Annotated in this window: 24 protein-coding genes; 14 read left to right on the forward strand and 10 right to left on the reverse strand. The window is 72.2% G+C overall.

The annotated features are described in order from the left end of the window. Window positions 1-118: 118 nt before the first annotated feature. The gene (locus AAH991_RS00975; protein ID WP_346224021.1) at window positions 119-1,357 is read left to right on the forward strand and encodes an MFS transporter; all 1,239 of its coding nucleotides are present in this window, start codon (window positions 119-121) and stop codon (window positions 1,355-1,357) included. Here AAH991_RS00975 and AAH991_RS00980 read toward each other — a convergent pair. Next, window positions 1,320-2,582: an MFS transporter gene (locus tag AAH991_RS00980; protein ID WP_346224067.1), complete on the reverse strand. Its 1,263-nt coding sequence runs from the start codon at window positions 2,580-2,582 to the stop codon at window positions 1,320-1,322. The two genes, AAH991_RS00975 and AAH991_RS00980, sit on opposite strands and share 38 nt — an antisense overlap. 139 nt (window positions 2,583-2,721) lie before the next feature. Between AAH991_RS00980 and AAH991_RS00985 the strand changes: the two genes are divergently transcribed. After that, window positions 2,722-3,264: a CGNR zinc finger domain-containing protein gene (locus AAH991_RS00985; RefSeq protein ID WP_346224022.1), complete on the forward strand. Its 543-nt coding sequence runs from the start codon at window positions 2,722-2,724 to the stop codon at window positions 3,262-3,264. 49 nt (window positions 3,265-3,313) lie between these two features. Here AAH991_RS00985 and AAH991_RS00990 read toward each other — a convergent pair whose 3' ends face one another. Beyond that, window positions 3,314-5,800, reverse strand: coding sequence for a SpoIIE family protein phosphatase (locus AAH991_RS00990; RefSeq protein WP_346224023.1), 2,487 nt, complete (start codon window positions 5,798-5,800; stop codon window positions 3,314-3,316). A 184-nt stretch (window positions 5,801-5,984) separates the two neighbouring features. Further along, a complete protein-coding gene (cuyB, locus tag AAH991_RS00995; RefSeq protein WP_346224024.1) occupies window positions 5,985-6,677 on the reverse strand; it encodes a cysteate racemase in 693 nt (230 codons plus the stop codon). Window positions 6,678-6,983: 306 nt separating this feature from the next. Between cuyB and AAH991_RS01000 the strand changes: the two genes are divergently transcribed. Beyond that, on the forward strand, window positions 6,984-8,024 hold the full coding sequence (locus AAH991_RS01000; RefSeq protein WP_346224025.1) for an Lrp/AsnC family transcriptional regulator: 1,041 nt from the start codon (window positions 6,984-6,986) through the stop codon (window positions 8,022-8,024). A 4-nt stretch (window positions 8,025-8,028) separates the two neighbouring features. Here the strand turns inward: AAH991_RS01000 and AAH991_RS01005 are convergent, their stop codons facing one another. Together AAH991_RS01005 and AAH991_RS01010 are read right to left on the reverse strand one after the other, a co-directional pair. After that, on the reverse strand, window positions 8,029-9,252 hold the full coding sequence (locus AAH991_RS01005; RefSeq protein ID WP_346224026.1) for an amidase: 1,224 nt from the start codon (window positions 9,250-9,252) through the stop codon (window positions 8,029-8,031). A gap of 142 nt (window positions 9,253-9,394) precedes the next feature. Then, entirely contained in the window at window positions 9,395-10,270 is an 876-nt protein-coding gene (locus AAH991_RS01010; RefSeq protein ID WP_346224027.1) for a LysR family transcriptional regulator, read from the reverse strand. A gap of 111 nt (window positions 10,271-10,381) precedes the next feature. On the opposite strand from AAH991_RS01010, the gene AAH991_RS01015 reads away from it, so the two are divergent. The 4 genes from AAH991_RS01015 to AAH991_RS01030 are packed head-to-tail and all read left to right on the forward strand — an operon-like array spanning window position 10,382 to window position 14,639. Then, complete coding sequence (locus AAH991_RS01015; protein ID WP_346224028.1) at window positions 10,382-11,950, forward strand: amidohydrolase; 1,569 nt, start codon at window positions 10,382-10,384, stop codon at window positions 11,948-11,950. A gap of 13 nt (window positions 11,951-11,963) precedes the next feature. Continuing rightward, window positions 11,964-12,920 (forward strand): ABC transporter substrate-binding protein, encoded by a 957-nt coding sequence (locus tag AAH991_RS01020; RefSeq protein ID WP_346224029.1) that lies wholly within the window; start codon window positions 11,964-11,966, stop codon window positions 12,918-12,920. A gap of 1 nt (window position 12,921) precedes the next feature. Continuing rightward, window positions 12,922-13,830, forward strand: coding sequence for an amino acid ABC transporter permease (locus AAH991_RS01025; protein ID WP_346224030.1), 909 nt, complete (start codon window positions 12,922-12,924; stop codon window positions 13,828-13,830). A gap of 53 nt (window positions 13,831-13,883) precedes the next feature. After that, window positions 13,884-14,639, forward strand: a complete 756-nt coding sequence (locus AAH991_RS01030) for an amino acid ABC transporter ATP-binding protein (protein ID WP_346224068.1) — start codon at window positions 13,884-13,886, stop codon at window positions 14,637-14,639. Between the two features lie 48 nt (window positions 14,640-14,687). Here AAH991_RS01030 and AAH991_RS01035 read toward each other — a convergent pair whose 3' ends face one another. Next, a complete protein-coding gene (locus AAH991_RS01035; protein WP_346224031.1) occupies window positions 14,688-15,170 on the reverse strand; it encodes a DUF1707 domain-containing protein in 483 nt (160 codons plus the stop codon). Window positions 15,171-15,338: 168 nt separating this feature from the next. Here AAH991_RS01035 and AAH991_RS01040 point away from each other — a divergent pair, with 168 nt between their 5' ends. Beyond that, entirely contained in the window at window positions 15,339-16,028 is a 690-nt protein-coding gene (locus tag AAH991_RS01040) for a TetR/AcrR family transcriptional regulator (RefSeq protein WP_346224032.1), read from the forward strand. A 54-nt stretch (window positions 16,029-16,082) separates the two neighbouring features. Continuing rightward, window positions 16,083-16,499, forward strand: a complete 417-nt coding sequence (locus AAH991_RS01045; protein ID WP_346224033.1) for a hypothetical protein — start codon at window positions 16,083-16,085, stop codon at window positions 16,497-16,499. A gap of 130 nt (window positions 16,500-16,629) precedes the next feature. Here AAH991_RS01045 and AAH991_RS01050 read toward each other — a convergent pair whose 3' ends face one another. After that, window positions 16,630-16,995 carry a VOC family protein gene (locus AAH991_RS01050; protein WP_346224034.1) on the reverse strand — a complete coding sequence of 122 codons (366 nt, stop codon included), beginning with the start codon at window positions 16,993-16,995 and terminating at the stop codon, window positions 16,630-16,632. A gap of 55 nt (window positions 16,996-17,050) precedes the next feature. Between AAH991_RS01050 and AAH991_RS01055 the strand changes: the two genes are divergently transcribed. From AAH991_RS01055 to AAH991_RS01070, 4 genes are all read left to right on the forward strand, one after another. Further along, on the forward strand, window positions 17,051-17,497 hold the full coding sequence (locus AAH991_RS01055) for a MarR family winged helix-turn-helix transcriptional regulator (RefSeq protein WP_346224035.1): 447 nt from the start codon (window positions 17,051-17,053) through the stop codon (window positions 17,495-17,497). 236 nt (window positions 17,498-17,733) lie between these two features. Further along, window positions 17,734-17,961: a hypothetical protein gene (locus AAH991_RS01060; RefSeq protein WP_346224036.1), complete on the forward strand. Its 228-nt coding sequence runs from the start codon at window positions 17,734-17,736 to the stop codon at window positions 17,959-17,961. A 318-nt stretch (window positions 17,962-18,279) separates the two neighbouring features. Then, window positions 18,280-18,690, forward strand: coding sequence for a MerR family transcriptional regulator (locus tag AAH991_RS01065; protein ID WP_346224037.1), 411 nt, complete (start codon window positions 18,280-18,282; stop codon window positions 18,688-18,690). 171 nt (window positions 18,691-18,861) lie between these two features. Then, window positions 18,862-19,302: an ATP-binding protein gene (locus AAH991_RS01070; RefSeq protein ID WP_346224038.1), complete on the forward strand. Its 441-nt coding sequence runs from the start codon at window positions 18,862-18,864 to the stop codon at window positions 19,300-19,302. 15 nt (window positions 19,303-19,317) lie between these two features. Here the strand turns inward: AAH991_RS01070 and AAH991_RS01075 are convergent, their stop codons facing one another. The 3 genes from AAH991_RS01075 to AAH991_RS01085 all read right to left on the reverse strand — a co-directional run bounded on the left by AAH991_RS01075 (window position 19,318) and on the right by AAH991_RS01085 (window position 23,871). Further along, a complete protein-coding gene (locus AAH991_RS01075; protein ID WP_346224039.1) occupies window positions 19,318-20,301 on the reverse strand; it encodes an AraC family transcriptional regulator in 984 nt (327 codons plus the stop codon). Between the two features lie 128 nt (window positions 20,302-20,429). Then, window positions 20,430-21,452, reverse strand: coding sequence for a LacI family DNA-binding transcriptional regulator (locus tag AAH991_RS01080; protein WP_346224040.1), 1,023 nt, complete (start codon window positions 21,450-21,452; stop codon window positions 20,430-20,432). Continuing rightward, window positions 21,436-23,871, reverse strand: coding sequence for a beta-xylosidase/alpha-l-arabinosidase (locus AAH991_RS01085; RefSeq protein WP_346224041.1), 2,436 nt, complete (start codon window positions 23,869-23,871; stop codon window positions 21,436-21,438). The genes AAH991_RS01080 and AAH991_RS01085 overlap by 17 nt, the downstream gene beginning before the upstream one ends. 341 nt (window positions 23,872-24,212) lie before the next feature. Between AAH991_RS01085 and AAH991_RS01090 the strand changes: the two genes are divergently transcribed. After that, entirely contained in the window at window positions 24,213-25,577 is a 1,365-nt protein-coding gene (locus AAH991_RS01090; RefSeq protein ID WP_346224042.1) for an extracellular solute-binding protein, read from the forward strand. Window positions 25,578-25,579 lie beyond the last annotated feature (2 nt).

Below are 25,579 nucleotides of genomic sequence, written 5' to 3' on the forward strand. Positions count from 1 at the left end.
TCCCCGGCCCCCCGGCCGGTCTCGACCGGCCGGGGACCCCACCGCCACCGGCGTGCCATCGGCCGATCGCGTCGCGCGCGACCACACGGGGCCGCTACACGCCCCTTCTGGAGCTCCCATGTCCCACCCCACCACAACCCCCAGGCGCACAGCCACGAGCAGCACGCCCGGCCAACCGTCGAACTGGGCCCCGGCCGCCCCGGCCACCGTCCTGCTGACCGTGCTCGGCGTCCTGATGGTCGGCCAGATGTACACCGTCCTGGCGCTGCTGAACCCCATGGCCGCTGCACTCGGCACCACACCCGCGCAGGCCACCTGGACGGCGACCGCGTTCGGCTTCGCCTACGCCGCCGGATTCCTCCTCTCCGGTCCGCTCTCCGACCGCTACGGACCACGCGCCGTGATCACCGCGGGACTCGTGGCCGCCGCGGCGACCACCGCCGCGGTCAGCACCGCCCCCAACCTCCCCACGGCCATCGCCCTGCGCAGCCTGCAGGGACTGACCGCCGCGACCTTCGCACCCTCCGCGCTCTCCTACGTCGTCCACCACGTCGCGCCGCGGCGCCGCGGCACTGCCCTCGCCTGCATCACCAGCGGCATGCTCGCCGCCGCCGTCGTCATGCAGATCGGCGCCCAGGCCGTCGCGGCCGGAATCGGCTGGCGCGCGGTCTTCTGGCTCGGTGCCGCCCTGATGGCCCTGAGCCTGGCTCCGGTGCGCCGGGTGCTGCGGCCCACCCCGCGCCACGGCACCGACTGCGGGCTGCTTCAGGCATTCGCGGCGATGCCACGGCTGTTGCGCCAGCCTCGGCTGAGCGCTCTGTACCTGTCCACCGTCGCCCTGATGTCCGCCTTCGTCGCCCTCTACACGGCGGTGGCCATCGCCGGACCGCCGAGTATCGCCGGTGACTCCTCCGCGATCCTCGCCCTGCGGGCCAGCGCACTGCCTTCCCTGGTCGCCGTCCCCCTGCTCGCCCCCGTGCTCCAACGGCTCCGCGCGCCTCTGCGTGCGGTCCTCGCCTTCGCCCTGGCCGCCCTCACCGTCGCCGCGGGCTCCTTCCTCGGCGGCCACACCGTGCCACTGGCCATCGCCCTTCTGCTGTTCGTGGCCGCCGTCGCGGCAGCGGCACCCGCCGTTGTCGAGACCGTCAACGCCGACGCCCCGCACGCACGCGGCGCGGCGGTCGCCCTCTACGGATGCAGCATGTTCGTCGGCGCCAGCCTGGGCCCGCAGCTCACCGGTGCTCTCACCGGGCTCGGCTTCGGCGGCATCCTGCTCGTCGTCGCCGCGGTGCTCGTCCTGGGCGTCCTCCTGGCTCTGCCTACCCTCGGCCGCCGGCCCGCAGCTCGGCGGGGGTGACGGTGCGCAGGAAGGGCACGGTGAGCGCGGCGACCGCCAGGGCGAACCCGGCGAACGCCAGGTGAAGACCGAATGCCTCGGCGAGGAGCCCGGCCAGGGCGGCGCCGAGTGGAAGGGTGCCCCAGCCGAGCAGGCGCGCGGCGGCGCCGTACCTGCCGAGTAGCCGGTCGGGCACGAGCGCCTGGGATATGGTCCGCGCGTTCACCGTCCACAGGGTTCCGCCCATGCCGCCCACGAAGGCGGCGGCGCCGACCGCCCACGCGGCCGGGAGCAGCGCGGGCACGGCCATCATCAGGAACGTCCCCACGAGATCGGCGAACAGCGCCCACCGCACCCCGAGCAGCCGGTTGATCGCCGACGTGAGCACGGCGCCGACGAGGCCGCCCGCGCCGATCGCGCTGACCAGCAGGCCGTACCCGGCCGCATCCAGCTCCAGTACGGACGCCGCGTAGGACGGCAGCAGGGCGAGCCAGGCGCTCCAGCATCCCGCCAGAACGGCGATCGTCAGCGAAAGGGTGCGCAGCAGCCGATGGCGCCACAGAAAGCTCAGTCCTTCGCGCACGTCGGCGAACAGGCTCGCCCGGCTCACGCGCTCCTCGCCCGGCCCCGGCCCGGGGCCGGGCCGGAACCGGCCGGCCAGCAGGGTCATCAGCACGGCACCGGCGGCGAACGCGGCGACGGTGGAGCCGAGCGCGACGCCGGCCCCGACGCCGACGAGCAGCCCCCCTACCGCCGGCCCGCAGAATTCGTTGGCGAGCGTCTCCACCCCCGCGATCCACGCGTTGGCTCCGGACCGGCGCTCCGCCGGGACGGCCGCGGGAACGACGGCGCCGACGGCGGTGTTGGCCACCACCTCGGCGACTCCGATCACGAACCCCACGGCGTACAGAACCGGCAGCAACGGCGGCCCGGACGCGCCCGTGGTGAGCGAGGCGGCGAACAGCACGGCGACGGTCGCCAGCCGGATCAGGTTCGCGACGACCACCAGCCGGCGGCGATCGGTCCGGTCGGTGAGCACGCCCACCGGGAGCGACACCAGCAGCCAGGGCAGGGTGAGCGTGAGCCCGACTCCCGCCACCTGCCCGGCGGAGCCACCGGCCGCCAGGGCGAGCATGGGAAGCGTGATCTTCACCACGCCGTCGGCCAGGTTGGTGACCGCGGTGAAGCCCACCAGCACGGTCTCGTTCCGGCGGCTCGCCCGGTCTCGTGGTACTCCGCGGGTCACCGTCAAGGCCACGCCACCTCCAACCGTCTATTGCTTTAGACGGTTGGATAATAAACCAGCTATCCCGATAGCTGGAGACTTTCTTCCAACTATCCTGATAGCTGGAATGCGGGGCACTCCCGGAGGAACGAGCAGAGCGATGACAGACCCATCGGCCCACGCGGTGCTGATCCGTGACTTCGCCAACACGATCGACGTCGAAGACGGCACGGACGCGATCGCCACGATGGAGGGGCTGACGACCTGGGCGCGCGATCGGGGTCTGGCCGGCGACGTGGACGAACGGACGCACACCCAGGCGATCGCGCTGCGCGCCGGTCTGCGCGCGCGCCTGCTGACCAACAACATCGGCGCTCCCGGCACCCCGGAAGCGGCCCGGGCGATCGGTCAGGCGCAGACCGTGCTGGACGCGCTGCCCCTCCGAGTACGGCTGGGGGCGGCATCGGAGCCCGGCGACCCGCTGATGGGCGAGGGTCCGCTCGCCTCGATCGGCGCCGCCTGGGCCCTGGTCGTGGCCAACGGGGAGTGGCGGCGTCTCAAGATGTGCCCGGACCACTCGTGTGAGTGGGTGTTCTGGGACGGCACCCGCAGCCGCACCCGGCGCTGGTGCACCATGAGCGTCTGCGGCAACCGGGCCAAGGCCCGCGCGTACGCCGCCCGTCGCAGGCCCGCAACCGACTGATCCGCAGCGGCATCCGAATGCCTGTGAGTCCTGTGGTGAGAGTGGCGCCTCATGCCGCCCTGGAGACTTCGTCGCCAGGTGCCCCGTCTGAGCTCGGCGTGGGAGGAGGCAGGGCCTGTTCGCACCAGATGGTCTTGCCGCGAGTCGTCTGCCTCGTGCCCCAGCTCTGCGTGAGCTGTGCGACCAGCAGCAGTCCGCGGCCCCCCTCGTCGTAGACGCGGGCCCGGCGCAGATGCGGTGCGGTGTTGCTGCCGTCCGAGACCTCGCAGATCAGTGTGCGGTCGCGGATCAATCGCAGCTGGATTGGCCCGGTCCCGTGGCGCACGGCGTTGGTGACCAGCTCGCTCACCACGAGGCCGGTGACGAACTCCATCTCGGCCAGTCCCCATACGAGAAGCTGGTCGATGGCGAGCTTCCGGGTGGGCGCGACCAGAGCCGGATCGGCGGGGACGTCCCACGTGGCGATCTGGTCCGGGGAGAGGGCTTCGGTGCGCGCGAGAAGAAGGGCCGCGTCGTCAGCCGCACGGCCGTCGAGCAGGGCGCCGGTCACCGCGTCGCAGGTGTCTTCGAGTGATGCCGCCGGCAGCGCCAGGGCGCGGCGCAGCTCGGCGAGGCCCCGGTCGATGTCCCGGTCGCGGGCTTCGATCAGGCCGTCGGTGAACAGGGCGATGACGGTGCCCTCGGTCAGGCGCAGCTCTGTGGTTTCGAAGGGCAGGCCGCCGACGCCGAGAGGAGGGCCGACCGACCCCCGCACCAGTTCCGTGGTGCCGTCGGGAGTGAGCAGAACAGGCATCGGGTGACCGGCGGTGGCCACGGTGCACGCGCGTGAGACGGGGTCGTAGACGGCGTACAGGCACGTGGCGCCCAGCTCGGCGAACGCGGCCGTGTGGCCTTCCGTCATGCCGAGCTGCTCATCGCTGGTGAGGTGGATGACCAGGTCGTCCAGGTGCGTGAGGAGCTCGTCGGGTGGCAGGTCGACGTCGGCCAGGGTGCGTACGGCGGTGCGCAGCCGGCCCATGGTGGCGGCGGCGTGGATGCCGTGACCGACGACGTCCCCGACGACGAGGGCGACCCGGCAGCCGGACAGCGGGATCACGTCGAACCAGTCCCCGCCCACCCCGCTCTGCACGCTCGCCGGCAGATAACGGGAGGCGATCTCCACCGCGGGCTGCATGGGCAGCCGCTGGGCCAGCAGACTGCGCTGCAGGGTCAGCGCGGTGTTGCGTTCACAGGTGTAGCGGCGGGCGTTGTCGATGACGACGCCCGCCTTGGCGGTCAGTTCCACCGCGTAGGACAGGTCCTCCTCGCCGAATCGTCCGGGCGGACGCGAGCGCCAGAAGCTGACCACGCCCATCCGCATCCCGCGGGCACGTAGCGACGTCGTGATCAGGGAGTGGATGCCGCGGTCCAGTATCCGGGCGGCCTCTTCCGGATCCCGGGTCCGCCACGCGGTGGAAGCCCGCAGATCGGGCTCGATCACGGCGACGCCGAAGTCGAAGCTGCGGGCCTGCGGCATCGACGGGGCCCACCTGATCACCGAGCCGGGCGGTTGGAACGACGCGGTGTCCCCGATGCCTGCGATCGCCACCCGGCACAGCGTCTCGCCCTCGTCCGGGTGGTGGTCATCGCCGCGCAGGACGGCGACCACCAGGTCGACCGTGACGAAGTCGGCGAACTCGGGGACCACCACCTCCGCCAGTTCTTCCGCCGTCCGCCGCACATCGAGGGTGGTGCCCACCGCCGTGCTCGCGTCGTACAGCAGTTTGAGGCGTCTGTGCGCCTGCTCTGTCAGACTGCGGCTCTCCTCCAGCGAGCGTCCCATGCTGTTGAACGCGACTTCGAGCTCGCCGATCTCGCCGGCACCGGTTTCGGGCATGCGCGCCGTGAGGTCTCCGTCGGCGAGCCGGGAGGCGACGGCGGCCGCTCTGCGGACCGGCCGGACGATCGACCGGATCAGGTAGGCGTCGAAGAGAAGGATGAGCAGGACCGATCCCGCCACACCGGCCGACGCCGCCGCCGTGGCCAGGACAGCGGCGTCGGCGGCACGCTGTTGTCGCGACGCGAGAAGTTGGTCCTCGAAGGTCACGAAGCGCTCGAACTGGCCCCTGATCGCGTCGACACGGCGCTTTCCTTCTTCCGTCACCACCGCGGTTCGGGCGGATGCCGGATTTCGCCGCGCGGCCGCCACGATCGGCACCGAATAGTCACGGACGTAGGCCTCGATGGATTGCTTGATCCGGCGCGCCCGGTCTCCCTGTGCGGCGCTGTGCGAGGTCGCGAGACGCTCCAGGGTGGCCGCCTGCTCGGGGATGGAGGCGCGGGCTTGTTTCCATGGTTGCAGGAAGCTCTCCTGTCCGGCGATGACGAACCCCCGCTGACCGGTCTCGAGGTCGACGACGAGCCTCTGGAGGTGGTTCGCGGTCGTCAGCACCTGCCTGGAGTGGTTCGCGAGCTCCACCGCCTCACGAAGACCCGTGATCGCCGGCAGGAGGAACGCGAAGGCACCGCTGATGAGACCCAGGAGCAGCGCGCTCACCACGATCGTGCGCCGGGTCAGTCCGCCTTTTCCCTCAGCCCACCGTGTGCGACGCGAACCGCTCACCCGCATGGCATGCCTCGTGACCAGCAGGAATATCGTCTAATTCGTCATCCTACGACTATGACTCCCTGCGGCCGGAAGGGAGCGGCCGCGGGCCCCACGACGGCCGGGGCGGGCGGGGTCAGCGGAGCGCCAGTTCGGCGACCCGGCGGGCGAGCAGACGGGCGGGGTCGACGACGGGGACGGGGACGCGGGAGGCGTCCAGGGCCAGGACGATCTCGGTGCACGCCGCGACGACCCGCTCGGCGCCGCGGTCCACGAGTGAGCGCGAGACCTCCTCGAGGCCCAGCCGGTGGGCCGGGCCGGCGGCGCCGCTCTTGACCGCGCCGATGGCCGCCATGACCCGCGACTGGCCGGGCTCGCCCGGCTCGATCACCGTGACGCCGCGCCGCCGCAGCGCCTCCGCGTACAGGCCCGCGCGCAGGGTGCCCGTCGTGGCGAGCACGCCCGCCGCGCGTACGCCGTCGGCGGCGAGGGCGTCGGCGGTGACCTCGATGATGCTGGCCAGCTCCAGCCCGGCCTCGTCCGCGAGGCGGGGGACGAACGCGTGGGCGGTGTTGCACGGCACGGCGAGCACCTGGCACCCGGCCCGTTTCAGGCCCTCGATGCCGCGTCGCAGGTATGGGGTCGGGTCCTCGCCGTCGCCGATCAGGCTCAGGGATCGGTCGGGGACGCGGGGGTCGCCCCAGATGACGACGGGCACGTGGCCCTGGTCGCAGGCCGCGGGCGTCTCCTCCACGAGCTTGCCGTAGAAGTCGACCGTGGCCGCCGGTCCCATGCCGCCCAGGACGCCGACCAGACGGGGCTCGCTCACCGGCCGCCTCCGGCCAGGCCGCGGACCCGCCGGGTGCCCCAGAACCGAGTCATCGAGATTCGTCCTCTCCCCGAATCCGACGGGGTTCCGCCGCACGATCGCGCGGAGACTCCCGCCTCGCCGTGGGCTCCCCGTGTCGTCCCCCGCGCCGCCCCGAAGGCCCGTCCGTGCCACGGGCCCGTCCAAGCCGCAGGCGCCGGCGCCGTACGGCCGGTCGGGCGAGCCGGGACGGCCGCGCGCACAAGGATCGGTCTATAAGGTGTTTCGAGCGCAAAAATGCAGCAAAAAGTCATTCGAGGGGCATGCGTGCAGGATTCCGACACGGAGCAGTCTCGGTTGTTGTCGGAGGCCGACCTCGAACTGATCGACGCGCTCCAGATCAACCCCCGCGCGAGCTGGGTGGACATCGGGGCGGCGATCGGCGCCGATCCGGCGACGGCCGCGCGGCGCTGGCAGCGGCTGAACGCCTCGGGCGAGGCCTGGACCACGGTCGCCCTCGGCCGGCGCCAGATGCACGAGATGAGCATGGCGTTCCTGGAGATCGACTGTGCGGCCGGAGCCGCGGTCGAGGTCGCGGGCCGGCTCGCCACGGCCGGGCATCTCATCACCGTGCAGCACGTCGCCGCGGGCCACGACCTGTTCGTGATCGCCGTGGCCGCGTCGATGCCGGCGCTCGCGGACTACCTGCTCGCGGACCTGCCGCGGATGCCGGGGGTGGCGAAGGTGCGCACCCACGTCGCGACGCGCGTCTTCGAGGCCTCGCGCCACTGGCGGCTGCGCGTGCTGTCCCCTCGTACGGCGGCCGCCCTGACGCGCCGGCCCGGCCCGCCGGAGTCGACGAGGCGGATGGACGCGCTCGACCGCCTGCTGTTCAAGGCCCTGCTGCCGGACGGCCGGGCCGGCTACTCCGAGCTGGCCCGGGCCGTCGGCGTGTCCGAGCGCACGGTGCAGCGCAGGCTGTCCCGGCTGGTCGCGACGGGGGACATCGACTTCCGCTGCGACCTCGCGCGCTCGCACGCGGGCTGGCACTCCTCGGCGGTCCTGTGGCTGCGGATGCCGGACGGTCTGCTGGAGGAGACGGGCCGGGCGCTGCTCGGCTGGCCGGAGACCCGCACCTGCGCGGCGCTCGCGGGCCCCCGCAACATGCTCCTCACCGTCGGCCTGCACGAGGTCTCGGACCTGCACCCGCTGGTGGTCCGCCTGGAGGAGCGGTTTCCCCACGTGATCGTGGCCGACCGGCAGATCGTGCTGCGGCAGGCCAAGCTGTACGGCCGGGTCCTCGACCGGCTCGGCCGCTGCACGGCCGTCGTCCCGGTCGACCCGTGGGCCCTGCCGCGGCCCGCCTGAAGGGTCAGCGCGGCTCGGGGACGCCGCCGCCCCGCGCCTCCCGGCAGAGCCCGGCGCGCAGGACGTCCGCCTCGCGGCGTCCCACCATCTGCAGGTCGCCGACCGCCAGCGCGGGCAGGCCGAGCGCGGACACGACGGCGGTGAGGCGGCCGACCTCGCCGCGCACGGCGGCCTCGTCGCACCCGAACCGGGGCGCGGGGCCACCGAGCGTCGGCATGATCAGGAGATCGATCCCGGACGTCTCCGTGGAGAACCGGGCCCTGACCGCGTCGAGCTCCTCGACCGCCCGGCGGTACTCCCGATGGCCGATCCCGCCGGCGCCGTCCAGCTTCCGCCGCACCCCCTCGCTGTAGCTCCCGGCCGCCCGCGGATAGGTGGCCTCGTGCGTGCGGCGGGCCTGCGCGCCCACGATCGTCCAGTAGGGCGGGAGGATGTCGTACGGCAGGGCGATCTCGCGGACCTCGGCGCCGAGATCCGCGAACTCCCCGGCCTGCGCGCATCCCTCGGCGACGCCGACGACCAGTCCCCGCAGCGCGTCCGGCGGCTCGACCGCCTCGCCGGACAGCACCCGCCACACGCGGGCGCAGTCGGCGACCGAGGTGGTCATGGGCCCGACGACGTCGAACATGGGGGCGAGCGGCGCGACTCCCCCGGCCGGTACGGCGCCGGCTCCGGGCCGCAGGCCGACCACGCCGCAGCAGGCCGCAGGAATCCGTACGGAGCCGCCGGTGTCGGTGCCGAGGCCGAACCTGGCGATGCCCGCGGCGAGGGCGGCCGCCGTGCCGCCGCTCGATCCGCCGGGAGACAGGTGCGGGTGACACGGGTTGCGCACGTCGCCCCAGTGCGGGTTCTCGCTGGTGACGCCCCAGGCGAACTCGTGCTGGTTCGCCTTGCCCACCAGCAGCGCCCCCGCGCGTTCCAGCGCCTCGACACAGGGGGCGGTGGTCAGCGCCTCCTCGCCTCCGTACAGGACGGAACCGCGGGTCGTGGGGAGCCCGGCGACGTCGATCATGTCCTTGACGACGAAGGTCCAGGCCCACAGCTCCGGCGGGACGCCGGGCGCGGCACGCTCCCGGCCGGCGAGCCGTTCTATGACCGGCTCGGCGCCGGCCTCGATGAGGATGGCGTGATCGGCGTGCCGGCGGATCGCCTCGGCGGACCGGGCGATCGCCGCGTCGCGTTCCGCGGCCGCCTCGGCCGGCCCGATGATCTGCGGCTCGCGTTCCATGGTCGGGGGCCTCCTCAAACGCCTGCTCCGGCGGCGGGGAGCCGTCCGGCGGGGACGGCGCGGCGGAGTCGTCACCAGCCGCACCGAGATCCGGCAAATGCTGACATAGCTCCCCTTTTGCGTCGAACCCCGCCACCTAGCGTCAGACCGCCAGAGCGTCCAGCAGGGACAGCAGACGGGCGCTCTCCCGCTCCGGGCGGGCGAGGGCGAAGATGCTGCGGCTGGTGTTCAGCCACGGCACGTCGGCCACCACAACGCCCGGGCCGTGCCCGTGCAGCGCGAGATCGGTGACGAACGCGGCGCCCATCCCCGCCTCGACCATCGCCAGCATGATCTTGAAGTCGTCGGAGTGCCCGGCCACCCGGGGGTGCAGGCCCCAGCGGGCGAACACGCCCTCGAAGAAGGAGGCGTCGCTGCTGCCCGGATGGTGCGTGATCCACGGCAGGTCGACGAGCTGCTCGGCCCGGTACGGCGCCAGGTCGCACCACTGGGCGGGAAGGACGAGCTTGTAGCGGTCCTCGGCGATCCAGCGGCGGCCCAGCGCCGACGGCCACGAGAGGCCGGAGTTCCCCACCTGGTAGACGATCGCCGCGTCCAGCTCGCCTCCGGCGCCGAGACGCGGAATGAGCCAGGAGGGCTCGGCGACGGTGACCTTGACGCCGGCCCGGTCCTCGTCCTCCATCCGCCCGAGCACGCCGGTCAGCTTGTCGGCGAAGCTGGGGAAGATCCCCAGGCGGATCCGCCGCTCGCTGTTGCGGTGGACGGCCTGGACAGTGGCGATCATGCGTTCCATGTCGCCGAGCACGGTCGCCGCGTGCCTGGCCAGCACCTCCGCGGCGTTGGTGGGCAGCACGCTGTGCGCGGACCGCTCGAACAGCCGGACGCCGATCTGCCGTTCCAGCGCGGCCATCTGCTGGGAGACGGCGGACGAGGTGTACCCCAGCCGGTTCGCCGCGGCGGCGAAGGAGCCGAACTGCACCACTTCGCGCAGAGTGCGGAGATGTTCCGGCTTGAGCATTAGCGTTCCTTGCTCTCAGGGCTGCCAAATGTCGTGTTTATAGCGCTTCCTACTTCTTTTCGCCACTTCTACAGTGATGGGCCACCGTTCCCGAATCCTTCTGAAGGTCACATGAGCAGCCGCGTGTACCGCAATGCCGCCATCCACACGGGGACCGGCGGCGCCCCACCCGCCCAGGCCATGGCCGTGGACGGCGAGACGCTGCTCGCCGTCGGCACGGAGGCGGAGGTGCGCGAGGCCGCGGGCCCGGGCGCGGAGCTGATCGACCTGGACGGCGCCGCCGTGCTCCCCGGCCTCTACGACGCGCACATCCACACCGCGCAGTACGCCCAGAGCCTCGGCGCGGTGGACCTGCGCGACGTGCGGTCCCTGGACGAGGCCCTCGCCGCGGTGGCCGCGCACGCGGCGCGGCTGCGGCCGGGCGCCTGGCTGTTCGGCGGACGGTGGAACAGCAACACCTGGAACCCGCCGGCCCAGCCGGACCGGTACGCGCTCGACTCCGTGTGCCCGGACCTGCCGGTCGCGCTGCCCAGCGTGGACGGTCACACCGTGTGGGCCAACTCGGCCGCGCTGCGGCTGGCCGGCATCGACGCGAGCACGCCCGACCCCGTGGGCGGCGAGATCGTCAGGGACGCGAACGGGGAGCCCACCGGCATCCTGCGCGAAGCGGCCTCGTACCCGCTGCGCGACCTCATGGTCTCCCCCGACCTGCGCGACCTGCTCCGCGCGGCGCAGGAGGAGCTGCTCGCGCTCGGCCTGACCAGCGTCCACGACATCGACGGCGAGGACTGCCGGGCCGCCTACCTGCAGCTGCGCGACGCGGGCGAGCTCAAGCTGCGCGTCCACAAGGCGATCCCGATGGTCCACCTGGAGGCGGCGATCGCCGAGGGCCGCCGCACCGGGCAGGGCGACGACTGGGTCCGCACCGGCCCCGTGAAGATCTTCAGCGACGGCGCGCTCGGCTCGCACACCTGTCACATGAGCGAGTCCTTCGCCGGCGAGCACGGCAACAACGGCATCGCCGTCACGCCGTACGAGGAACTGGTCGCGCTGTTCTCCCGGGCGGCCGGAGCCGGCATCGCCGTGGCGACGCACGCGATCGGCGACCTGGCCAACCACCTGGTCATCAACGCGTACGAGGCGCTCGGCCAGACGCCGGGGCTGCGGCACCGCATCGAGCACGCCCAGCACCTGCGGCCCGGCGACCTGGCGCGGATGGCGCGGCTGGGCATCGTCGCCTCGATGCAGCCCGTGCACTGCACCAGCGACATCGACCTGGTGGACCACCTGCTGGCCGGCCACGATCTGGCCTCCTACGCCTGGCGGGGGATGCTCAACGTCGGCGTCGCGCTGGCCTTCGGCTCCGACGCCCCCGTCGAGCACCCCAACCCCTTCGCCGCGCTGTACGCCGCGGCGACCCGCACCCGGACCGACGGCACCCCCGTCGGCGGGTGGCAGCCGGAGCAGCGGCTGAGCATGGCCGAGGCCGTCACCGCCCACACCCTGGGCGCGGCCTACGCCGCGGGCGAGGAGGAGCGCAAGGGCATCCTCACGCCCGGCAGACTCGCCGACTTCATCGCGGTGGACACCGACCCCTACCTGGAGTCGCCCGAGGCGGTGCTGCGCACCAAGGTTCTGACCACCGTCGTCGGCGGCGAGGTCCGCTGGCGGCGCATCTGAAGGAGCACCCCCTGTGAACACCCGGATCCTCACCACGCTCGCCGTCGGCGGGCTGCTCGCCGCGACCGCCGCCTGCGGCGCCCAGTCTCTGGACGCCGGCGACTCCGGCGCGGCGGCCTCGGCGCCGCCGGCCGTCGTCCTCGACGAGGCCCCCGCCGAGGAGAAGGCGGCCGACGTCATCAACGCCATCACCCCGGACCAGGAGCTCGCGGCCAAGGCGCCGGCGAGCCTCAAGTCGAACGGCCTCAAGGTCGTCTCCTCGATCGGCTACCCGCCCATGGAGCTGTTCGCGAGCGACGGCAAGACCGCGATCGGTTTCGACCCCGCCCTGGCGCGGGCCATCGCGAGGAAGCTCGGCGTCAAGGTGACCATCACCGACGAGGAGTTCAACTCGCAGATTCCCGGCGTGCTCACCGGCCGCTACGACTTCGTCATCTCCTCCATGAGCGACACGCCGGAACGGCAGGAGCAGGTCACGTTCGTCGACTACGTGCAGGCCGGCGCCGCGCTGCTGGTCAAGAAGGGCAACCCGGCGGGCATCACCGGGCCCGCGGACCTGTGCGGCAAGACCGTCTCCGTCGTCGACAACGGCTCCTCGATGGAGCTGGCCGAGAGCTACGACGAGGACTGCAAGAAGGACGGCAAGCCCGCCGTGGACATCCTCAAGTTCCCCGGCGACACGGAGGCCATGATGCAGGTGAGCAACGGCCGTGCGCAGGCGAGCGTCACCGACTACGTGGTCGCCGCGTACAAGGCGGCCGATCCCAAGCTCGCTATGGAGGCCATCGCCCTCGACGGCACCGCGAGCCCCTGGGGCATCGGGATGAGGCCGGACAACAAGGAGCTCATCGACTCCGTCAAGGGCGCACTCGACTCCCTCATCAAGAGCGGGGAGTACGGCAGCATCCTCAAGGCCTGGAACCTGGACGCGCTGGCCGTCGAGTCGGCCGTGGTCAACGGCGGTAAGTGACGTGCGCACCGAACCCATCGTCGACGGGGCCGGCACGCCGGTCCCCGTCGCGCGCACCCGGCACTGGGGCCGCTGGCTCGCCGCGGCCGCCGCGCTCGCGGTCGCCGGCTGGCTGGCCTACCTGGTGGTGGTCAACCCGCGCCTGGACTGGGGCAAGGTCGCCGAGTATCTGTTCAACGAGCGCATCCTGTCCGGGGTCCTGGTCACCATCGAGATCTCCGTACTGGCGACGGCCCTCGGACTGGTGCTCGGCGTCCTGGTCGCGGTCATGCGCCTGGCGCAGAACCCGGTGCTGAGCGGGCTGGCCACGTTCTACATCTGGTTCTTCCGCGGCACGCCGGTGCTGGTGCAGCTCATCTTCTGGTACAACCTGGCGTTCCTCTTCCCCGAACTGGTGCTCAAGATCCCCTTTACGGCGATCGGTCTCAAGTGGGACACCAACCAGGTGATGACCGGCTTCACCTCGGCCATGCTGGGGCTCGGGCTGAACCTGGCGGCGTACTTCGCCGAGACCGTGCGCGCCGGCATCCAGGCGGTGGACCGGGGCCAGACCGAGGCGGCGTACTCGCTGGGCATGACGCCGGCCAAGCGGATGCGGATCATCGTGCTGCCGCAGGCACTGCGCATCATCATCCCGCCGACCGGCAACGAGTTCATCTCCATGCTGAAGACCACCTCGCTGGTGTACGTCGTCGCCGGGCACGACCTGATGACCAACGCCAGCCAGATCTACAAGGCCAACAACCGGATCATGGAGCTGCTGATCGTGGCGAGCGTCTGGTACATGCTCATGACCGCCGTGGCGACGTTCCTGCAGGGGCGGCTGGAGCGCCGGTTCGGCTCCGACGCCGTACGCCTGGTGCGCGGCGGCGGGGTCGCGGCCAAGGTCCTGCCGAAGGTGGCCGCGTGAGCGCCGGGGAGGCCCGCGGCGCGGCCCCGGTCGTGGTCGCGTCGGACGTCCGGATGGGCTACAACGGCGTGCAGGTGCTGAACGGGGTCGACTTCACCGTCGCCTCCGGGGAGGTGAGCTGCATCATCGGCCCGTCGGGCTCGGGCAAGTCCACGTTCCTGCGCTGCGTCAACGGCCTGGAGCCCGTGCTGGGCGGCAGCCTCCGCGTGCTCGGGGAGGAGGTCGGCCACACGCTGCGCGACGGCAGGTACCACCCCTGGTCTCCGAAGGAGTTCGCCGCCTTCCGCAGGAACATCGGCATGGTGTTCCAGCGATTCAACCTGTTCGCCCACCAGAGCGCGCTGGAGAACGTCGCGTGCGGGCCCGTTCACGTGCTGGGCATGTCCCAGAACCGGGCGCGGACGCTGGCGATGGAGCACCTGGACCGCGTCGGCCTGGCCGACCACGCGCACAAGCGGCCCCACCAGCTCTCCGGCGGCCAGCAGCAGCGGGTGGCCATCGCGAGGGCGCTGGCGATGAAGCCCACGCTGATGCTGTTCGACGAGCCGACCTCCGCCCTCGACCCCGAACTGGTGGACGAGGTCCTCGAGGTGATGAAGGGCCTGGCCGCCGAGGGGATGACGATGGTCGTGGTGACCCACGAGATCGCCTTCGCGCGGGAGGTCGGCGACCGGCTGACCTTCTTCGCCGACGGCGTGGTCGTGGAGGAGGGCCGTCCCCGCGACCTTCTCGCCGCCCCTGCGCACGAACGCACCCGTGCGTTCCTGTCCAGCGTCCTGGGCGGTAAGGAGGACTCCTCCGCGCAGTGAGCGCGCCGGTCGCGTGTCCCTCGGCCGGTGCGAACTCCCGCGATCGATTCAGACGTCTCTGCGGCGCTCGCGGGCGCGGATCGCCAGGGTCACGGGTACGGCGTGGCCCAGCACTCCGACGCCCCAGCCGAGGACGGGCCAGATCGGCCACGGATACCAGAAGTCCGTCGCCCGGCCGACGGCGAGCCAGACGACCACCAGGAGGAGCGACGTGCCGGCATAGACGCCGGCGTGGATACGCACCCCGAGCCTGGCCGCCCTTGCCTTCCGGGCCCGGCGCCGCGCCCGGTCCCTCGACGTGCGCAGCCTGGCCGGCAGGTCGGCGACAAGAGCGTCGAGCTCGCCGCGGTGCCGCGCGCGCGTGGCGATGTCGAGGCGCTCGTCGAACTCCTCCTTGGTCAGGTAGCCGGCGGCGAACGCGTCGCCGAGCAGGTCGACGGCGCGGTCACGGTCGGCGGCGCCGGCCCGGGGAGCGGCGGCCGGGGCGGCGGCGGGCCTGGAGCCCAGCGCTGTGCCGGAGTCGGTGGTCAAGGGGGCCTCCAGGAGTCGGGCAGACCATCTCCGCGATTGTGGATAACGAAAGCGTCGCATAAACGCTTTAGCTAACGCAAGACGCTACAGTTAACACGCGTAAACACAAGAGGGGAGGACAGACCGATGGAGGGGTCCTCGACGACCGGTCCTTCACGACGCCAGAGGGTGCGTGACGCCACACTGCGTGAGCTGATCTCGGTGAGCCGCGAGATCCTGACGGCCCAGGGCGTCGAGGCGCTGACGATCCGGGCGGTCGCCCGGGAGATGGGGATGACCCCGCCCGGCGTCTACCGCTACTTCGACAGCCACCGCGCCCTCCTCGACGCGGTCATCGTGGCGATCCTGGACGAGCTCACCGCGTTCGTCGCCGGCAGGGTCGGCGAGGTGGCCGAGACGGACACGGCGGGGCGGCTCGTGGCCGCCAGCAGGGCGTTGCGGCGCTGGGGGGTCGAGCACCCCCGGGAGTTCCATCTCTCCCTGGTCGCGTCCCCTCCGGAGGAGGACAACCAGGCGGTCGGCCGTGCGCGAGGCCAGGTGGGCAGGCTGTTCGGGGAGATCTTCGTCGAGGCATGGCGGGACTACGGCATCGCCTCCCCCGCTCCCTGGCCCCGCGAGCCCCGGATCGAGCCGCTGGCCGAGCGGTTCGTCCGGATGCTGAAGATCACGATGCCCTCCACGGCCGCCGCGGCCGCCTTCACCCGCTGCTGGATGCGGCTCTACGCGATGGTCTGCCTGGAGTCGCTCGGCCTCCCGCGGGTCATCGGCGACGAGGAGGGCGATCTGTTCGAGGCGGAGCTGACCGACCTCGCGCGCGCACTCGGTCTTCCCGAGGCCGCCCTGGGCGCCGGCCGCTGACGTTCACCCACCACCGCCCCCGTACGACCTGATGATGTCCGAACAGGAGAGCCCATGACCCCCCTGCAGCTCAGTCAGCCGACCCAGCTGATCGCCGGCGCCGTCCTGCTGACCGTCGTGACCATCGAGTTCGGCGGGTGGTTCCTTACCCGCGTCGTCCGCGGCGCGGTGCCGATGACGCCCTTCCAGCAGACGTTCGCCCGCGCCGGACACGCGCACGCGGGGGTGCTGGTCACCCTCGGGCTGGTGTGCCTCCTTTTCGTCGACGCGACCGGCCTCGACGGCGTCGCCCTGTGGATCGCCCGGCTCGGCGTGCCGGCCGCCGCAGCGCTGATGTCCGCCGGATTCTTCCTGTCGTCCCTCGGACGGGACGTGACCCGGCCGAACCGTCTGATCATCCTGCTCTGGCTCGGCGCGCTCTGCCTGGCGGCGGGCGTGCTGACACTCGGCATCGGCCTGCTGACGAACTGATCGGGGCGACCGGTCCGCGAAGCTGTGCATGCCACCCGCTTCCCGGGGTACGCGAGAGCGGGAGAGTGCGCCACGGGGCCCACGCGGGGCGGCGGCGGGCAAGCGCCCGCCACGTCCCGCGTGGGCCCCGTCACCTGTCGTGGACGGTGACCACATACCCGTCGGGGTCGCCGAAGGAGAACGTCCGGCCGAACGGCCCGTCGACCGGCGCGGACACGATCGGCACCCCGGCCGCGGCGAGCTCGTCGTGCAGGCGCTGGGCGTCGTCGGCCTTGAACCACAGCGCCACCCCGAGACCGGGACGCGGGGCCGCGTCCAGATCGACGCCGGGCAGCGGCTCGCGCACCGCGAACGGGATGGGCGTGGTGGCGAACACCACGGCGTGCGGCGGCCCGGCGGGGTCACGCCGCAGCCCGAGGCGCTTCTCGTAGAACGCGGCCGCGGCCTCCAGGTCGCGCACCTGCAACGCCACGAAGTCCACTCCGGTGATCGTCATGATTTCCTCCATTGTCAGAACTTTGACATCGAGGACTGTATGTCAGAATGTTGACATGAGGCAAGAGAGCGATGGCATGGACCTCGGCCGCCTGGTGGGCTACCAGCTGAAACGAGTTCAGGCGGCGCTGCGCTCGACCATGGACGCCGCGCTGCGCCGCCACGACCTGACCACTCCGCAGTACGCCTGCCTGGAACTGCTCGACCAGCGGCCGGGGCTGTCCAACGCCGAGCTGGCCAGGGGCGCCTTCGTCACCCGGCAGTCGATGAACGTGTTGCTCCGCAACCTGGAGGACGCCGGGCTGGTCGAACGGCCGGCGTCCGCGCCGCAGGGCAGAGCCCTGCCCACCACGCTCACGGCCGAAGGCAGAGCCCGGCTCGGCGCCGCGCGCGGCGACGTGCTGGAGATCGAACGGCGGATGACCGCCCACCTCGACGCGGAGCAGGCCGAGCTCCTGCTGGGCCACCTGGAGCGGATGACCCGCGCCCTGGAGGGCCGGTGACCGCCCGCGCGGTACGCCGGAAGCGCTCGGGCAGCCGCCTCCGGGGTTCGTCTACTCTGACGTCAGAGTAGGGTGATCCTGGTCACGTGGTCTCCCGGCCGACGCGCCGCCGTCCCGCGGCATCCCGCACCCCGCGTCACGGCCACCGGGAGGCCGGGGATCCAGGGCGGCCCGCACGGGAGCTTCCCCCGCGGCGGTCCGCCGGCACCGGAGACCGCACGCGCAGAGGGAGGACGATGTCCGTCTACCGCGTCAGGATGTACAGCGGGTTTCAGCGCACCCTCACGGCCGACCGCGTCGTCGTCAACGGCGACAACGTCTGTTTCGAGCGGAGCAGGAACGGGTCCTGGGTGGCGGCGCTCCAGGTGCCGGCCCAGCTGGTCACCCGGGTCCGCCGACGGTGCGTCCATGAGGACGGCACGGTGACCTGGAACGTCGAGAGGCCGGGGCCCAGCGCCTACTGACCCGGACGCTCGTCTCCGGCCGCATCCGTCATTGCTCTCCAACCTTCCGTGAGAGTAGAGTCTGCCCCGCTTGCGGTGGGACTCCGCTTCGCCGCGTGCCGCCCATCGCAGGCGTCAACGCCACCGCACGGCCCGCCCGGCCCTTCCCCCTCGCCGGGCGCGCCGTCGCGGTGGGATCCCGGCACGCGAGAACCCCGCGAGAGGTATGGTCACCGAGGCGTTCGGCGGGCTGTGCCGCGGAACGGTCCCTCGCGTGAGGGGAGGCGGCGGCACCGCGCACGCGCGGCGGCCGCGGGGGCAGGAAGGGTGAGCGGAGCGATGCCTGAAGGTCTGGTGCAGATCGGCGAGGTCGCCGAACGGCTCGGGCTGTCCCTGCGCACCATCCGCCACTACGAGGAGATGGGCCTGATCGTGCCCGCCCGCACGCAGGGGGGCTTCCGCCTCTACAGCGAGGAAGACGTGCAGCGCCTGGCGCTGATCAAGCGGATGAAGCCGCTGGGGTTCACGCTGGAGGAGATGCGCGACCTGCTGGAGATCACCGACCGGCTGGCCCGCGGCGACGACGACACCGGCCTGCTCGCCCGGTTGCGACTGTTCGAGAAGGCGGTGGCAGAACGCGCCGACAGGCTCCGCGAGCAGCTCGCGATGGCCAGGGAGTTCGCCGAGCAGCTCCGCCGCCAGCGGGTCGAGGCCCCGAAGGCCGCGGCCGTCCGCGCGGTGTCCGGGTAATGGTTCGTTATACGGATACCCGCCCTCGCCTTGGGGATAGCAAGCCCCCGGCCAACCCGCATAGCCTGCGGTAAGTGACGCTCTTTCCGACCGTATGGCGTGCCACGTGCGGAGCGTAGGGGCGCTTCTCCACGTGAGTCCCGCCCGATGGTGACCAAGGAGCACGACACGATGAACTCGCAGACCATGGACCGCATGGACGTCTCCGCGGCCGAGGCGGTCACTTCCGTATACACGTGTCCGGTCCCGCACTCTCCTCAGGCGGTCAGCGGCGTGCGGCGACGTGCGCTCGGTGTGCTGGCGGACTGGGGAACGCCCGGGGCCGCAGCCGAGGAGGCCATGCTGGTGATCTCCGAGATGGTCACCAACGCGGTCCTCCACGCCATGCCGCCGGCCGAGCTCCGGCTCTTCGTGTACGCCGACGGCGACCGCCCGGTCATCCGGGTCGAGGTCACCGACGCCGGGGAGGCGCCGGTGTGGCCGGGGACCGAGCCGTCTCCGGACGAGAGCGGGCGCGGCGGCGTCGTCGTCGACGCCCTCGCCCTCCGGCACGGTTCGCTGAACCGCCCCTCCGGCACCACCACGTGGTGGGCGGACCTGCCGGCCCGCTGAGCCGTACGCCCGCCTTCAGCAGCGGCGCAGGGTCTCCGAGGGAGACTCCCCGAAACGCCGGCGATAGGCGAGGGCGAACCGTCCCAGGTGGACGAACCCCCAGCGATAGGCGACGTCGGTGACCGTGGCGGCGCCCGGGTCCTGGACCGTGAGCTCGGAGTGGACCCGCTCGAGGCGCACCTCCCGGAGATATCGCATCGGCGTCGTCTCCAGATGGCGCCGGAAGCCCTCCTGAAGCGCCCGCGCGCCGACGCCCACGGCCTCGGCGATCTCCTCCACCGTGAGCGGCTCCGCGGCGTGCGCCTCGATCAGGTCCACGGCCCGCTGCACGGCCGTCGGCGCGACACGGGACTGCCCCTCCGACAGCGCCTCGCTGTAGTTGCTGGGCTGGGCCAGCAGCAACTGCGTCATCAGCAGCCCCTCCAGCTGCCTGACCGCGACGGGCTGCTCCAGCATGGCGCCGCCACACTCCGCCTCCCGCCTCAGCAGGTCGACGACCGACAGCCAGGATCGTGCGGGGGGCCGGGTGAGGTCCATGCCGAGGGAGAAGGTGAGCGGCCTGCGCGGCGTCCGCCCGATGAGCTTGCCGAGGTGGGCTTCGAGCGCTGCCCGGTCGAATCGGGCGACCAGCTGCGCGTGGCCCGGGGCCCAGCGCATGGACACGGGACGCGTCAGCGACAGTACGGAGGCGCACTCGGGCGTCGACACGATCCGTTCGCGGCCGTGGGACACCTCGGCGGCACCGATCAGAGGGATCTCGACGAGCAGGTGCTCGTCCAGCGGCTGCGGCGTGATCAGCACCTCCGTGCCGTAGCCGAGCGAGTAGAGCCCGACCCCGTCGAAGGTCAGTCCGTTCAGGCGGGCGTCGAGCCGGATGCCGGCGTCCACCGGGCGCAGCCCGTGCACACCGAGGTCGTCCCCGACCCGCGTACGGGCCTCGTCGACGTCGTGCGTGTGCACCCGCCGATGCGCGGCGAGTGGTAGCGGCTGTTCGGCCATATCGCCTCCCCACGTGGGCAGGCCCCCCGTTCCCGCAGGTGGCGGGCGTGATACACGCCTATGCGCGCGGCCGGGCGAGCGGAACGCGGCCACGGCGAGGACCGGGCCGGGTGATCGCCTCGCCGGGCCTACCGGCCCCTGGCGGCGGGGGCGGTCGAGCCCCGCACCACGAGCTCCGTGGCGAGCTCGACGTGGTGGGACTCGATCCGCTCCCCGGCCGCCAGGCGCAGCGCCGTACGCACCGCGACGGCGCCCATCTCCCGCAGCGGCTGCCGCACGGTGGTCAGGGGCGGCGAGGCCATCCGGGCGATCTGGGTGTCGTCGAAACCGACGATGCTCAGGTCCTCCGGCACCCGCAGCCCCCGCTCCCTGGCCGCCTCCAGCACGCCGAGCGCGATGTCGTCACAGCCCGCGAAGACCGCCGTGGGCGCCTCGGGCAGGTCGAGCAGCGCCGCCCCGCCCGCCAGGCCGTCGTGGTAGTGGAAGTGTCCCGTCCGTACGTACCCGGGCAGGACGGGCGCGTCCGCCGCCTCCATGGCGGCCCGGTAACCGTGCAGCCGGGCCTGGTTGCAGGTCGCGGTGGCCGGGCCGCCCAGATAGGCGACCCGCCGGTGGCCCAGCGCGAGCAGGTGCTGCGTCGCGGCCAGGCCACCGGCGAAGTTCGTCGAGCCGACGCTGATCACCCGGGTGCGCGGCAGGTTCAGCGGGTCGATCACGACCAGGGGCAGCCGCGCCCGGGCCAGCGCGGCGAGCTGCCCGGAGGTCAGCTCGCCGGTGACGGCGACGAGCGCCCGCCGTCCGGCCGCGACCAGGTCGCGCGCCCACGCCGCGGTGCGGTCGGCGTTGCGCCGGATGCTGACCACGACCGCCACGTCGAGATCGGCCCCGGCCTGCACCGCACCCTGGACGATCTCGGTGGAGTACGCGTTGAGGTCCGCGTCGAACTCCACCTCGATCGTGTCGGGCGCGGGCTCGCCCCGGCGCTGCGGCGGCGCGACGTAGTCGTGCTGCTCGAGCAGCGACAGCACCAGGGAACGCGTCTCCGGCGCGACGTCGCTGCGGCCGTTCAGCACCTTCGACACGGTCGCGACCGACACCCCCGCGGAGGCCGCGACCGTGGCGAGAGTGGCCCGCCTACGACTGGGCGGCATCTGTTCCTCCCTGCTCGGGACCCGCCGCCGGGCGTACCACCACGGGGGTGACCAGCCGCCGGCCGCGGCCGACGTGGCGCAGCGGGCCGGTCAGCCGTACGCGGCCCCGGCAGGGCAGGTCCGACGCGGAGGTGCCGACGAACACCTCGACGTCTCCGGGCTCGACGACCCGGCGCAGGTCCCGGCCGGTGAAGGCGGTCCTGTCCGCGTGCACCGCGAAGGTCGCCCGCGCGCTCTCGCCGGGCTCCAGGCGCACCCGGGCGAACCCGGCGAGCTGCCGCACCGGCCGGGTCACCTGGGCGAGCACGTCGTGCAGGTAGAGCTGGACGACCTCCTCGCCCGCCCGGCCGCCGGTGTTGCGCACGCGCACCGACACGGTGAACTCCCCGTCGGTGGGCACCTCGTCGCCGCTGATCTCCAGGTCGTCGACCTCGAACGTCGTGTAGGACGTGCCGTGGCCGAACGGGAACAGCGGCGTCGGGTCGAGGTTGCTGATGCCGTGGCTGTCGGAGCCGAGCGGCGGCTGCAGGTAGGTGCCCGGCTGCCCGCCCGGGGACCGCGGGATCTGCACCGGCAGCTTCCCGCTGGGCTGCACCCGGCCGGACAGGACGCCGGCGATCGCCGCCCCGCCCTCCTCGCCCGGCATGAACGCCTGGACGAGCGCGGCGGCCCGGTCGCGCACCCGCCCCAGCGCGTACGGCCGGCCCGACACGACGACCACCACGACCGGCGTCCCGGTGGCGGCCAGCTCGACCAGCAGGTCCTCCTGCGCTCCGGGCAGCCGCAGGTCCTCGACGTCGCAGCCCTCGCCGGAGGTGCCGTTGCCGAACAGCCCGGCCAGGTCGCCGACGACGGCCACGCACAGGTCGGCCTCGCGAGCCGCGTGGATCGCGGCGTCGAAGCCGGAGCGGTCCTCGTCCCGCCAGTCGCAGCCCCGCTCGTGGACGATCTCGGCGTCCGGCAGTTCGGCCCGCAGCGCGTCGAGCAGGCTGGGAGCCTCCAGGCCCAGCCCGAGCCCGGGATAGCGGGGCAGGACGTGGTTGGGGAAGGCGTAGCAGCCCATGAACGTGCGGGGGTCGTCGGCGCAGGGCCCGACCAACGCCAGCCGCCGCGGCCCGGTCCGCCCTTCGCCCAGCAGCGGCAGCGCGGTGCCGGCGTCGAGCAGCACGATCGACCGCTCGGCCAGCTCCCGGGCCAGCGCCCGGTTGTCCGGCGAGTCGAGGTCCACGGCGTCCGCCCCGGCCACCGACTTCTCCGGCGTCCAGTCCGGGTCGAGCAGCCCGAGCTCCACCTTCTGGGTGAGCAGGCGGCGCGCGGCCCGGTCGATCAGCGACTCCGGCAGCTCGCCCCGCCGCACCCGCTCGGCCAGGTGCTGGCCGAAGCCGAGCGTGTCGGGCAGTTCGACGTCGAGGCCCGCGGTCAGCGCGAGCACCCCGGCCTCCTCGTGGTCCGCGGCGACCTGGTGCATCTTCGCGAGGAACGCGATCGCCCAGTAGTCCGACACGACCGTCCCGGTGAACCCCCACTCGTCGCGCAGCACCTCGGTCAGCAGCCACGGGTCGGCGGCGGCGGGGACGCCGTCCACGTCGGAGTAGGAGTTCATGACCGAACGGGCGCCGCCCTCGGCGATGGCGGTCTCGAACGTCGGCAGGATCATGTCCATCAGCTCGCGCCTGCCCATGGGCACCGGGCCGTGGTTGCGGGCCGCGCGGGAGGCGGAGTAACCGGCGAAGTGCTTGAGCGTGGCGATGACCCCGGCGCGCTCCAGGCCGCGCACGTAGGCGGCGCCGAGCGTCGCGACGAGGTACGGATCCTCGCCGATCGTCTCCTCGACCCGGCCCCAGCGGTAGTCGCGCACCACGTCCAGCACCGGCGAAAGGCCCTGGTGGACGCCCACGGCGCGCATGTCCCGCCCGATGGCGGAGGCCATCCGCTCCACCAGCTCGGGGTCGAACGTCGCACCCCAGGCGATGGCGGCCGGATATACGGTCGCTCCATAGGTGGTGAAACCGGTCAGGCACTCCTCGTGGACCAACGCCGGGATGCCGAGGCGGGACTGCTTCACCACCTCCTGCTGCAGCCGCACGACCTCCGCCGCGCCCTCCGCCGCGGTCACCGGAGTGCTGCCGAAAACTCTCGTCAGGTGACCGAGACCGTGACGTGCCGCCTCCTCGATCGGCACCGTCCCGGAGGCGGCGAAAACGTCCTGCATCGGGGCGACATTGTGCGCGCCGTCGGGCTCCACCTCCTGCTCGGGCTGCATGTCGTTTCCGATCCACCGGCTGCCGAGCTGGCCGATCTTCTCCTCAAGGGTCATTTCCGCGAGGAGGGCCTCGACCCGGTCGGCCACGGGAAGTGCCGGGTCCTGCCATGCCCGGAGCGTCCCGTCCGCCGTGTGCGTCCGATCTGGGGCCGTCATCTGCTCTCCTCAAGATGTTTCGAAACATTTCGGCGTCTGCGGCGATTTCGTGCTCGATGTTTCAGTCCGATCAAGATCATGCGGTAGACGCCTGTTCGCCGGTACTTTACACAGGCCTCACGCTGAGCTGGAGGGGTCGTGAGAGCGCTCTTGACAGTCAGGTACCGCAAATCTAGATTGGCGTGCCACGCGGCTTGTGTCGAAATGTTTCGAAACGAGCTGAATTCAAGAAGGAGTGGACAGTGGCACCGGGGTGCCGATCCACATCGCCCCCCGGCCGCGTCCGAGTCGTTTTCAAAAGAGCCGCGGCCAGCCTCGGCATTCGACGTACGGAGATCAGCGTGGAGTCCAGGACACCATCCCGCCGCACCTTCCTCAGCCTTTCGATGGGCCTTCCCCTCGGTGCCGCGTTAGCGGCCTGCGGCACGTCCGGCCCGGCTCCGTCCGGCGGAGGCGCCTCGGGCGGCGCCGCCGGCGGCAACGGCGGCGGCGGAGGCAAGGCCAGCTACTGGTTCCTCCAGGGCCCGCCCGGTGAGGCCCCCCGTACCGCGGCCGTCGAGCGGTTCAACAAGGCCAACCCCAACGGCCAGATCGCGATCACCACGATCCAGAACGACGCGTACAAGACGAAGATCAAGACCGCGATCGGCGCGAACCAGGCGCCCACCATCATCTGGGGCTGGGGCGGCGGCGGTCTGCGCAGCTACGTGCAGGCCGGCCAGGTCGAGGACCTCACCTCGTGGTTCGGCGAGAACGCCGCCGTGAAGGACCGGCTGTTCCCCGGCGCCTTCGGCGCCGCGACGATCGACGGCAAGATCTACGCGATGCCGTGCGAGACCGTGCAGCCGATCGTGCTGTTCTACAACAAGAGGGTCTTCGAGAAGGTCGGCGTCCAGCCGCCGCAGTCGTACGGCGACATCCTCGACCTGGTGAAGAAGTTCAACGCGGCGGGGATCGCGCCCTTCTCGCTGGCCGGCCAGTCGCGCTGGACGAACATGATGTGGCTGGAGTTCCTCTTCGACCGCATCGGCGGCCCCGAGGTGTTCCAGGCCGTCTTCGACGGTGAGAAGGACGCCTGGAACAACCCCGCCTCCATCGAGGCCCTGACCAAGATGCAGGAGCTCATCAAGGCCAACGGCTTCATCAGGGGCTTCTCCTCCGTCACCGCCGACTCCAACGCCGACCAGGCGCTGCTGTACACCGGCAAGGCCGCGATGATGCTGCACGGCAGCTGGTCGTACGGCATCCAGCAGGAGCAGGGCGGCGACATCGTCTCCAGCGGCGGCCTCGGCTGGATGAACTTCCCCGGCGTCGACGGCGGCAAGGGCGACCCGAGCAACACCGTCGGCAACCCCGGCCAGTACCTGTCGATCTCCTCCAAGGCGACGCCCGAGGAGAAGGAGATCGCCAAGAAGTTCTTCGCCACCGGCGTGCTCGACGACGCAGAGCAGAAGCAGTGGGTTGAGACCGGCGGTGTGCCGATCGTCAAGGGCTCCGACAAGCTGTTCGCCGGCTCCAAGGACGCCGAGTTCCTGAACTTCGTCTACGGCGTCGCCAGCAACGCCAAGGTCTTCGCCCAGTCGTGGGACCAGGCCCTCAGCCCGACCGCGGCCGAGGTGCTGCTGGACAACATCGCCAAGCTCTTCCAGCTGTCGATCTCGCCCCAGCAGTTCGCCACGAACATGAACGCGGTCATCGGTAAGTAAAC

This window comes from Microbispora sp. ZYX-F-249, from assembly GCF_039649665.1.
Taxonomy (GTDB): Bacteria; Actinomycetota; Actinomycetes; order Streptosporangiales; family Streptosporangiaceae; genus Microbispora; species Microbispora maris.